The organism is Nocardia sp. NPDC057455, from assembly GCF_042802775.1.
Lineage (GTDB): Bacteria > Actinomycetota > Actinomycetes > Mycobacteriales > Mycobacteriaceae > Nocardia.
In genome coordinates, this window is sequence record NZ_JBHVDM010000207.1 from 1 (window position 1) to 1,442 (window position 1,442).

The window sequence follows — 1,442 nt, forward strand, 5'->3', positions numbered from 1 at the left end:
GACCACCGACTCCACCGAACGCGGAACACCCACCGCGACCAGATCCTCCGGACCCACCCCCCGATCGATGAGCAGACGCGCCAACCGCGTGGACCTGGCGTCGAGTTCCGCGTAGGTGAGATGTCCGCGAGAGCTGACGGCGTCGGCGAAGACCACCGCGGCGCCGGTCGGGTTGGCTTCGACAGCGGTTGCCATCAGCTGCGGGAGGGTAGTGACTCTAGGTCGCCGGGTACGAGTGGGCCGCACCCGCGCGGGCCGCGTCACGCGAGCCCCGCTTCGTGATTCCTGGGCACCGATCCCTGAGCCGGCCGACTATTCCCCGACAAGCGAAACATGAAAACTCTGCACATCCTGCCTGTAAGAACACGTCCATGACACATTTCCAGCGGACGCCCTGATACAGCAAACCAACCCGCTGTGTGCATGGTCACACAACGGGGGGCTTGCTCATGACCGCGAATCACTTCACTCGGTGTCGAACAGTTCGGTGAACTCGACGATCGCGGCCACGTTCGACCAGGGCCCCATGGGCACACCGCCGACACCATTGTCCAGCACCACAGCGTGCAAATCCTCCAGGGCCACCGGGTCGAGCGTGTCCAGCCCGGTCCGATCCGTCACCAGGTGGGTCACCCATTCGTCGGCGAGCGACTCGGTCAGCGCGCCGTCCGCGTCGACCAGCACCACCGACGCGCCCACCGATCCGGCAGCGACCACCTCGACCAGCGCGGCAGGCGACTGCGGACTGCCGTGCTGGAAGGTGCGCGATTCGAAGGTCAGCTCGGTGCGTGCGCGCAGCCGTGCGGCGGCCGTGGCGAGATCGTCGTAGCTGAGCACCTGCGCGCCGATGAACGCCGGATCGCTGCCGCGCAGGGCACGGATGCGGTGGGCGTAGGTGACCGGCCGGGGTGATTCGGCGGCGATCTCGGCGACGACGGTCGGGTCGTCGAGGGCGAACCAGTCGACCGCGGCGATCGAGTGCACACCGCCGATCGTCAAGCCGGTCTTGATCTCGAGTTCGTGCGGCAGACTCGCGTCGAGCGTGTCGACCGGCACTACGGCGGCGCCTGTCTTGAGCACGGCCCAGGTGGCGATGACGGCCTCGATGCCGCGATCCAGCCGCACCGCCACGCCCGCGCCGGGGCCGCAGCCGCGCGCGATGAGCACCCGCGCCAACCGCGACGAGCGTGCGTCGAGATCCTGGTAGGACAGAGCATTCTCGCCGGAGACCACCGCGGGGCCATCCGGATCGTCTTCGACCGCGGCCGCCAGCGCCTGGGTCAACGCCGTACCCGCGGTAGCCGTGGGCGCCTCGACGCTCACCGGCTCCGACGCGACCGCCATCCGTTCTCGTTCGGCGGTGTCGAGGATGTCGATGTCGCCGATGGGGGTGTGGGGGTTGGTGGCGATGGTGGTGAGGATGCGGTGGAGGCGGTGGCCGA

2 protein-coding genes are annotated in these 1,442 nt (G+C 68.7%); both read right to left on the reverse strand.

Annotated elements, in window-relative coordinates; translation table 11 throughout:
• A partial coding sequence (locus tag ACFU5M_RS34485; protein ID WP_379055818.1) for an AMP-binding protein occupies positions 1-195 on the reverse strand: 195 nt, incomplete at its 3' end.
• 270 nt (positions 196-465) lie between these two features.
• On the reverse strand, positions 466-1,442 hold a 977-nt coding region (locus tag ACFU5M_RS34490), incomplete at its 5' end, for an AMP-binding protein (RefSeq protein WP_379055820.1).